At 69.5% G+C, this 2,790-nt stretch carries 1 protein-coding gene and 2 pseudogenes; 2 read left to right on the forward strand and 1 reads right to left on the reverse strand.

Annotated features, from left to right (window positions below; genetic code table 11):
• Both ACH47Z_RS46985 and ACH47Z_RS46990 read left to right on the forward strand, forming a co-directional pair.
• Positions 1–1,303 (forward strand): annotated as a pseudogene (locus tag ACH47Z_RS46985) (hypothetical protein); the annotation flags it as partial.
• A gap of 158 nt (positions 1,304–1,461) precedes the next feature.
• A pseudogene (locus ACH47Z_RS46990) lies at positions 1,462–1,776 on the forward strand (FtsX-like permease family protein); the annotation flags it as partial.
• A gap of 480 nt (positions 1,777–2,256) precedes the next feature.
• Here ACH47Z_RS46990 and ACH47Z_RS46995 read toward each other — a convergent pair.
• On the reverse strand, positions 2,257–2,715 hold the full coding sequence (locus ACH47Z_RS46995) for a transposase (protein ID WP_399086744.1): 459 nt from the start codon (positions 2,713–2,715) through the stop codon (positions 2,257–2,259).
• Positions 2,716–2,790: the final 75 nt, after the last annotated feature.

A 2,790-nucleotide genomic window follows, 5' to 3' on the forward strand; every position in this document is an offset into this window, starting at 1 on the left:
GTCGGCCGGTCCGGGTGTGTTCGGGGCGAGTGCGCAGGCGGCGGGGGTGTTCGGGTCGGGTGTTGCCGGTTCGGGTGTGCCTGGGGTGAGTACGGAGGGCGTCGGGGTGTTCGGGCAGGGCGGGGGTGCGTCGCCGGGTGTGTCCGGCGCGGGCACGGCCGGCCCCGGCGTGTCGGGGACGAGCGCCCAGGGTGCCGGGGTGTCCGGTTCCGGGACGGCCGGCCCCGGGGTCTCCGGCACGAGCGCGCAGGGTGCCGGGGTGTCCGGGCAGGGCACGGCGGGCCCGGGAGTGTCCGGGGTGAGTACGCAGGGCTTCGGGGTGTCCGGGCAGGGCGTGGGGGCGGGGGTGTTCGGTAGCGGGGTGGATCCTTCCGGGGCGGGCCAGGACGGTCCGGGTGTGTCGGGGAACAGCGGGCAGAGCCCCGGAGTCATGGGGACAAGCGCCCAGAACAACGGGGTGTTCGGCCACAGCGACGGTGGTGGCTCCGCCGGGGTGTTCGGCAGCAGCTCGCAGGGCCCCGGGGTGATGGGTAGGGGCGCGGCCGGCCAGCCGGGGCTGCAGGGCGCCACGCTCTCTGGGACAGCGGTCTTTGCACGGGCCGAGGAGGGGACGGGTGTGGAGGCACAAGGCACTGGCACCGGCGTGCTGGGCGTCGCGACGACCGGCGTCGGTGTCTACGCCGCCGTCTCGGATGTCGCCGGTACCGCGCTGCTCGCCAATGGGGGGAACGCGGCCCTTTTCGAGGGCGATGTCCGCGTGTCCGGCCATCTGTTCAACCAGGGCGGCGGCTTCCAGATCGACCACCCGCAGGATCCGGAGCACCGGGTTCTCTCGCACTCCTTCGTGGAATCCTCCGAGCGGAAGAACATGTACGACGGAGTAGCCGTCCTCGACGACCAGGGTGAGGGAACGGTGACCCTCCCGTCCTGGTTCACCGCGCTCAACACCGATCTGCGCTTCCAGCTCACTCCGCTCGACGCCCCGGCACCGAACATCCACGTTGCACGCCACGACACCGGGGACGGCTTCGACATCCGGGGCGGCCCGTCGGGGCTCGAGGTCTGCTGGCAGGTGACGGGCGTCCGCGCGGACGCCTGGGCCCTGGCCCACCCGCTGGCCGAGGAGGAGGACAAGCCCGAGGAGGAGCACGGCACCTACCTGCACCCCGAGGCGTTTGGCGAGCCGACCGAGAAGGGCGTCGGCTACCGCCGCTATCCGCACCTGCGCCGTCCCACTGCCACCAGCCCGAGCCCCGCGCCACCCAGTGTGACTGCCACTGGTGGTCGGTTCGTGGACCCGTAGGTTGTGCAGGTGGTGCCAAGCCGCCGGTGAGGGTTGGCCCATCTTCGCTGGTGACCATGGCGACCCCGGCACTCGTGCACGGAGGGTCGTGTCGGTGGGTTCCTGGGTGCTGAGGTGTTCGATATTGACGGCGAGTCAACGCCGCGGCCACCGCCTGGAACGCCGCCCTCGACGCACGCCGTTCTCTGGCCGTCGCCCGCACGCTGGGCGCCACTCCGGGGCAGGTCACCACCGGACTGATCGCGGCCCAGTTGCTGCCGGCCCTGCCCGCGGCCGCGATCGGCGTTCCGGCCGGCATGGGCCTGTACGCGCTCCTGCAGGTCGGCCCCAACGCTGTGCTCCTGCCCTCCGCCGCGCAGACCGCCTGCATGACCGCCGCGACGCTGATCGTTCTCGCGGCGCTGACCGCGGCCCCAGCCGGCCTCGGTGGCCGCCAACCCGTCCACAAGGCCCGCCACAGCCAGGAGAACTGACGCCTTACGCACCTTCCAGCCGTCGACCAACTCACCCCACGGGCGGGAAACCGAAGCGAGCAGGTCTGGCCATCGTCGGAGCGAGTGGTGGGGATTTTCAAGGCTCTGTCCGCAGTTCCGTGAACGGACATATGGCAGGGAGCGAACGTGCCGCATGTGGCACTCTGGCTGGATGGCAGAGAGCGACCGGGAACGCGCGGTAGAGGGCTGGATCTGGAACGAGAACGTCCAGCCCTTCTTGGCTCTCTTGGCACGTTACGCCGGGTACGACTTTGATGGCACCGACTGACAGACGGTCGAACTCGGCCTTGAGGCCACCGATGATGAGCAACCGGATCGCTGGTACAGCTATCCACTCGTCGGATCGGACCACCACCTCGAATTGCACGTTGCAACCCTGAGCTGCTGCTGAGGGCGGACGCCCTGATCGCGGCCTTTGCCACCAGGCTCGTCGCATGAGTCGAGCATGTGCCAGAGCCCTCATGGCTGGGTGAGGATCCGCGTCCGGAGGAGTTCGTGCGAGGCTCGGCCGTACATAGCCCTCTTGAGCTTTTTCACCCTCATTGCATGCCCTTCGACGACCCCGGAGCTCCAGGACAGGGTGAGTCCGGCAGTGACGGCGTCGAGGTCCTGGCGTAGGAAGCCGGCGAAGCCCTGCATGGGCTTCGGTGCGTCCTGTTCGGCCTGCCGGATCCATCCCAGCAGGAGGTATCCGCGCTGGTGGCGGACCATGTCGGCGAAGGCGCGGGCGAGGTCGCAGGCCCGAGTGATGTCCGGGCAGGCGAGCCGGACTTGAAGCAGCCGCTCGTCCTGGCTTTCGGTGAGCGTCTCCCGAGGCCGCATGATCCACGAGGTGATCTCTTGCACTCTGCGATCTCGTGCCGGGCTGTACGACGAGCAGGCTTTGGCACTGCCGCTGTCGTACCACGGATCGGTCATGGCTTTCGTAGCGACACGCAGTCGACGGGGGGTGAGCAGGCGTCAGCAGATCATCCGAGAAGGCTAATGGTCATT

This window comes from Streptomyces sp. NPDC020192, from assembly GCF_044388685.1.
Lineage (GTDB): Bacteria > Actinomycetota > Actinomycetes > Streptomycetales > Streptomycetaceae > Streptomyces.

Excerpts from the sequence above, each read along its gene's own strand:
- ACH47Z_RS46995 (WP_399086744.1), bottom strand. The coding sequence starts at position 2,715 with ATGACCGATCCGTGGTACGACAGCGGCAGTGCCAAAGCCTGCTCGTCG.